The sequence below is a fragment of the Pontibacter rugosus genome (assembly GCF_042678745.1).
GTDB classification, from domain to species: domain Bacteria; phylum Bacteroidota; class Bacteroidia; order Cytophagales; family Hymenobacteraceae; genus Pontibacter; species Pontibacter rugosus.
In genome coordinates, this window is sequence record NZ_JBHTLD010000241.1 from 1 (window position 1) to 6503 (window position 6503).

Genomic DNA, 6503 nt, shown 5'->3' on the forward strand with positions numbered 1-6503 from the left:
GTTCCTTGATTTTCTTGGGCATTGGGCTATTTACTTATGCAATGCGTACTCCGCAAAAGAGAATTGTTTCGTTACTATTAGGGGCTTTTATAGTTTATTGTATAAGACCCCATATGTTTTTATTTTTAGGAGTTGGTGCTGTTTTAGGATTTTTTACTGGCCAGGAGAGAGTGCCTTTATATCAAAAGTTATTTGTCTATATAGCTTTTGCAGGTAGTTTAGCTTTAATGTATGATCAAATCTTAGCTGTTGCTAACATAGATGCCGAAAACCCATTTGAAAGTTTTGATGAATTTGCTGAAACACGGGCAGGTAATTTAGCAAAAGCCGGCTCTGGAGTAGACATGAATAGTTATTCATTACCAGTTAAACTATTTACTTTTTGGTTTAGACCGCTGTTTTTTGATGCTTCTGGTGCATTAGCATTGTATATATCTATTGAAAATCTTCTGTATCTGCTTTTAACTTGGAAATTGTTTGATAAAGACTTTATCGGTTTTTTCAAGAATTCATCATCAATGGTAAAAATGAGTTCAGTTATTTTTATCTCCTCATCTATTGCTCTGTCCTTTGTTATGGCTAATCTGGGAATTGTGATCCGACAGAAAAGTCAAGTGATGTACTTCCTGTTTTTCGTGATTATAGCTTTTATGGAGTACAAGCAACGTAAAAAGTTGAACATAGCTGAAGAAGGAAACATTGTTACCGAAGCACCACGCAAAAGATTACGAGTAGTATAATGCAAACCATACCTGTCTTTACCATTTCCCTAGATTTTGAATTGTACTGGGGTGTTTTCGATAAAGTTGACCTCGAAAGCCGCTACCAGTACTTTAGAAATACCCGCAACGTAATTCCTAAACTGTTAAGTCTGTTTGAGCAGGAGCAGGTGCATGTTACCTGGGCAACAGTAGGGATGCTATTTGCCAAAGACTGGTCAGATTGGAGCAGCATGGTGCCAGAACATCAACCTACATACTTGAATCCTCTCCTTTCTGCCTATAACCAGATTAATTTGCATGCGGAGAAGCAATTGCAGGATAATTTCTTTGCTCCAGAACTTGTTAAGCTGATAGCACAAACTCCTCATCAGGAATTAGCCACACATACGTTTAGCCACTACTATTGCAAAGAGCAGGGGCAAACAGTTGAGCAATTCCGGAGTGATTTACGTGCAGCCAAGCAGGTTGCTGAACAGGTGGGTGTTCCTATGCGTTCGCTTGTTTTTCCTCGTAATCAGTATAATCAGGATTATCTAAAAGTTTGCTTTGATGAAGGAATAACAAGTGTCCGATCTAATCCACAGGATTGGTTTTGGAAAGATACTGTGGAAGATAAACTGCTCAATAAGGTGTTTAGAACCGGAGATGGCTATTTTCCATTAGGAAAGCGTACTTCCTTTAACCTAACTTCGCTGTCAAAAACAGAAGGTTTACCTTTGTCTATTCCTGCCAGCCGCTTTTTAAGACCAGTAGGAAGCAAAGCTATACTTAATAACCTTCGGCTCAAGCGTATACTAAGTGAAATGACGGAGGCTGCTAAACGTAAGGAATGTTACCACCTGTGGTGGCATCCTCATAATTTTGGCAATTATCCTGAGCAAAGTATGGCTGATCTTCGTGTAATTATCAATCATTACAATAAATTGCAGGAGCAGTATGGTATGGTAAGTATGACCATGCAGGAGATTCAGGAGTATGTGAAGGAGGGGTAACTAGTGCTGCGCCAAAATAAAAATCAGAAATGATTAGTAAGAAGACTTCAACAGATTTGCTAATGACAATTACCAACTCAAAAGATTGAATTTGTCGAGCACTAGCCTAGTTCGGCTACTATATAAATGGGTAAGAGGTTGTTATGGTTTAAATTTTGGGGTTCATATATCTTAGTTTGTAATGTTGGTTAAATTTAAAGTTTCCGAATACACAGACTCAGATGAACAAGCTGGTAGTATAGGCGCGTTTCAGGATATCTTTTAAGCAAACTGCATGACAGGTGAGTTTTTCCAAAATTCCAGATAGGTCTCACCTTTCATCGAGATGACAAGTCTAAACACTCTGTAGGGTAAGCGTTTTTAATATGTGGTAACGTAGGCATAGGTTTAAAATAAGCGCTTCTAAATTCTTAAATTGCACATAATAATATCCTCCACTCTTTCCTTTTTTTAGGAGAGGCCAAGGGAGGGATTTAAATATGATTAAACTTATTCGCATCACCACAGTACCGCTCTCCCTGCAAAAGCTTATTACAGGACAGCTCCCGTATATGCGCTCTAAAGGTTTTGAGCCGATCATGGTTTCAGCTGATGGGCCAGAGGCGGTAATTGTGCAACAGGAGCAGGAAAGCACGCTGCACATTGTGCCAATGACCCGAAAGGTAACTCCTTTGCAGGACCTGAAGTCACTGTGGGCCTTCTATAAGCTTTGTAAAAAGCACAAGCCCCAGATCATTCATTCGCATACACCGAAGGCGGGTATCGTGGGGATGCTGGGGGGGAAGCTAGCCGGTGTACCTATTCGATTACACACAGTAGCAGGCCTGCCATTGATGGAGGCTTCAGGTACAAAACGTAAAGTGCTTGATGCTGTAGAAAAATTAACATACGCTTGTGCTACCAAAGTGTATCCAAACTCAACTGTACTCAAGAAGTTTATACTTGATAGTGGCTTTTGTGGGCCAGAAAAAGTAAAGGTAATCGGCAACGGCAGCAGCAATGGAATCAATACAGCGTTTTTTCAGGAAGAATCACTTGATTTTGCAAAGTTGCATGATATTAAAAACCACTTAGGATTAACACCCGGTGATTTTGTATTTGTTTTTATTGGCAGGCTTGTAAAAGATAAAGGTATTCAGGAATTAGTTGCTGCTTTCAAAACACTGCAGGCAAAGCATAACCACGTAAAACTATTACTGGTGGGGCCGCTGGAGCAGGACTTGGATCCGCTTCCGGTGGAGACGCTACAGGAAATCGAACATAACTCTTCCATACTTTCAGTAGGCTATCAAAATGATGTGCGCCCTTACCTGGCTATAAGTCATGCATTAGCATTTCCTTCTTATCGCGAAGGTTTCCCGAATGTGCCCATGCAGGCGGGCTGCTTTAACCTGCCAAGTATCGTAACCAATATAAATGGCTGCAACGAAATTGTTGTGGAGGAGATGAATGGCCTTATCGTACCTCCTAAAGATGCACCTGCGCTATTGCGAGCAATGGAACGATTAGTGGAGGACAAGGACTTATACTTGCATTTACAAGCGAACGCCCGTAGAATGATTGTAGAACGGTATGATCAGCAGCACTTTTGGGAGCTGTTGTATCAAGAATATCAAGAACACCTGAAAAAGCATGAACTGGCTATACCGTAATTTTCTTAAGCGCGCAATAGACTTTATCCTTAGTTTGATTGCTTTTACCCTACTGTTACCGGTTTTTGTTGTTGTAACGCTGTTGCTGGCAATTGCCAACAGTGGGAAACCTTTCTTTTTGCAGCGTCGACCTGGTAAACATGGCAAGATTTTCCGAGTGATCAAGTATAAAACCATGAACGATCAGAAGGATGCGCAGGGCAACCTGCTTCCTGATGAGGTACGCCTCACACCTGTTGGTGCCTTTGTTCGTAAAACTTCGCTTGATGAGGTGCCGCAGCTGCTAAATGTAATCAAAGGTGATATGTCGCTTATAGGGCCGAGGCCTTTGCTGGTGGAGTATCTCCCGCTTTACAACCAAGTACAACAGCGCCGCCACGAAGTAAAGCCTGGCATTACGGGCTGGGCTCAGGTAAATGGCCGCAACGCGATAAGCTGGGACCAAAAATTTAAGTATGATGTGTGGTACGTAGATAACATGTCGCCCATGCTGGATATTAAAATTATCTTCCTCACCATTCTGAAAATCTTCAAGTCTGAAGGTATCAGCGCGGAGGGAGTGGCTACAATGCCGAAGTTTCAGGGGAATGACCGGTGATATAAATGGTTTCAGTAAAGATGCATGATTTCATAAAGACACAACGCGACTTATCCGCGCAGCAGCCTGGCTATAAAACAAAGTGTGTAAGTATAAATAGCTTTCACTATAGAAAATCCTATTCATCCATACATCCTGTAAATCCTGATTCAGACAGCTAATAATTCAGGTCACGATCTGGACAAATTGTGACCTTTCTGAATAACAACTGTAACTTTAATTCCACTCATAACTCTAAACTACTCTAAATGTACCTATACGGAGCTAGCGGACATGCTAAAGTGATCATCGACATTCTGCAAGGCAAAGGCATAAGCATAGCAGGTTTATTTGATGATAACCCTGACCTGAAAGAGCTGAATGGGATATCGGTACTTGGTGCTTTAGCAAATGAGCAACAGCTGGAGGCCCCACTCATCATTAGTATCGGCAATAACAGCATCAGGGCCAAAATAGCAAAAGAGCTGGAAGTAGCGTATGGACAAGCTATTGATAAAACTGCTATCTTGTCGCCCTCAGCCACTGTTGATGAAGGTACTGTCGTGATGCAAGGGGCAGTTTTGCAGGCTGATGTTTCTGTAGGAAAACATGCTATTGTTAACACAGGAGCTAAGGTAGATCATGATTGTATGATAGGTGACTTTGCTCATGTCTCGCCGGGAGCCATACTTTGCGGTAATGTGTCAGTCGGTGAAGGTACCTGGATAGGTGCTGGTGCTGTAGTGATTCCCGGAGTAAAAATCGGAAAATGGTGTAAAGTTGGCGCTGGCGCTGTAGTTTTAAGAGATTTGCCAGATCATGTAGTGGCTGTAGGAAATCCGGCTAAGGTTATAAAAAAATGTTAATATGAACGATAAAATATGGCTCTCTTCGCCGCACATGGGCGATAACGAGTTCAACTTTGTAAAAGAGGCTTTTGATACAAACTGGATCGCACCACTTGGGCCAAATGTAGATGGTTTTGAACAAGATATAGCATCTTATTTGGGTGAGGATGTGCATGTGGCAGCACTTAGCTCAGGTACGGCTGCACTGCACCTTGCCTTGATTATACTTGGCGTAAAAGCTGGCGATGAGGTGATATGTCAAACCATGACTTTCTCTGCTTCTGCTAACCCAATCGCCTACCAAGGGGCAACACCGGTATTTGTAGACAGTGAAGAACAAACCTGGAATATGTCTCCGAAGTACCTGGAAGCGGCTATACTTGATCGGATAGAGAATGGCAAAAAGCCTAAAGCCATTATTGTGGTGCATCTGTATGGTATGCCGGCCCAAATGGACCGCATCATGGAGATTGCCGATAAGTATGAAATCCCGGTTGTAGAAGACGCGGCTGAAGCTTTAGGGTCTTCTTACAAAGGGCAGAAGCTGGGTACTTTTGGTGCGATGAGTATTCTTTCGTTTAACGGGAATAAAATCATTACGACTTCTGGCGGCGGAGCACTAGTGTCTAAAAATGAGGAATGGATCAAAACTTCTCGTTTTCTGGCTACACAGGCCAGAGATGCAGCCCCTCACTACCAGCACTCTCATATTGGCTATAACTACCGCATGAGCAACATCTGTGCAGGCATAGGGCGTGGACAAATGGAAGTGCTTTCGAAGAGAGTAGAAAAACGAAGAAGTAACCATGAGTACTATATGCAAATTTTCTCTTCATCCGACGCTGTAGCATTCTGTGATGAGCCAAGTGAAGATTACTATTCAAATAGATGGCTAAGTACTATTTTAGTTAATGCGGCTAACGGTGTTGATCGTGAAACTGTAAGGTTACATTTAGAAAAGGATAATATCGAATCGAGGCCGCTTTGGAAGCCGATGCACCTTCAGCCTGTTTTTGCAAATTCGCCATTCTACGGCGATGGAACAAGTGAGCGCTTATTTGAATCTGGCTTATGTCTGCCTTCCGGCTCTAACTTAACTAACGCGGATCTGGAAAGAGTGGTAACAAAGATGAAGGAAGTACTTTAACAGTTAGAAATTACTAAAACCAGTAAGCCTCAACTACAGCAATAGTTGAGGTTTACTGGTTTTAGTAAAAAAGGCTTATATAAAGAACCTGAGTTGTTAGATAATAGCGTACCGGAAATGGAGTTCATTTTAACTTCTCCGGGGCTAATCTTGTAGAGAAAAACAACTCCCTCTACATTGCCAGCATACTGCTTCATTTTTCGACTTAGAGCTTTTCATGGGGCTAGGTTTAAATACGTGGGTGCACGACACGTACCACGAAAGCTGAAAGCTTTAATCTTGCGGTAGTTTATTTTCCCCTACAAGATTAGCATTATAGGGATTAGGGGTAGGTTGAATTCAACGTTATAAATTAATTGCAACTTTGGTTAACCAATACATCTACTCATTAAGTTGAATTAATAAAATGTTGATGCTGTTGTAGCCCTTGAGCATATTTTAGAAGAGTACAATAATGCTATTTGTCTGAGCTGAAAAATAAGTAATATGTATGCAGTAGAATTTACTCATCAATATAACTAATGTTCAACTCTTTGCGTTCATATTCACATGCCGCAGAAGCAGA

Annotated in this window: 6 protein-coding genes; all 6 read left to right on the forward strand. The window is 41.6% G+C overall.

Annotation, left to right across the window (positions count from 1 at the left end; genetic code table 11):
• On the forward strand, positions 1-740 hold a 740-nt coding region (locus ACFQ2O_RS18785), incomplete at its 5' end, for a hypothetical protein (RefSeq protein WP_377531572.1).
• Positions 740-1714, forward strand: a complete 975-nt coding sequence (locus ACFQ2O_RS18790) for a polysaccharide deacetylase family protein (RefSeq protein WP_377531576.1) — start codon at positions 740-742, stop codon at positions 1712-1714. The genes ACFQ2O_RS18785 and ACFQ2O_RS18790, both read left to right, overlap by 1 nt.
• A gap of 479 nt (positions 1715-2193) precedes the next feature.
• A complete protein-coding gene (locus tag ACFQ2O_RS18795; protein WP_377531580.1) occupies positions 2194-3366 on the forward strand; it encodes a glycosyltransferase family 4 protein in 1173 nt (390 codons plus the stop codon).
• On the forward strand, positions 3347-3964 hold the full coding sequence (locus ACFQ2O_RS18800; protein ID WP_377531584.1) for a sugar transferase: 618 nt from the start codon (positions 3347-3349) through the stop codon (positions 3962-3964). Before ACFQ2O_RS18795 ends, ACFQ2O_RS18800 begins: the two co-directional genes overlap by 20 nt.
• Positions 3965-4212: 248 nt before the next feature.
• A complete protein-coding gene (locus ACFQ2O_RS18805) occupies positions 4213-4809 on the forward strand; it encodes an acetyltransferase (protein ID WP_377531588.1) in 597 nt (198 codons plus the stop codon).
• 1 nt (position 4810) lies between these two features.
• Complete coding sequence (locus ACFQ2O_RS18810; RefSeq protein WP_377531592.1) at positions 4811-5938, forward strand: DegT/DnrJ/EryC1/StrS family aminotransferase; 1128 nt, start codon at positions 4811-4813, stop codon at positions 5936-5938.
• Positions 5939-6503 lie beyond the last annotated feature (565 nt).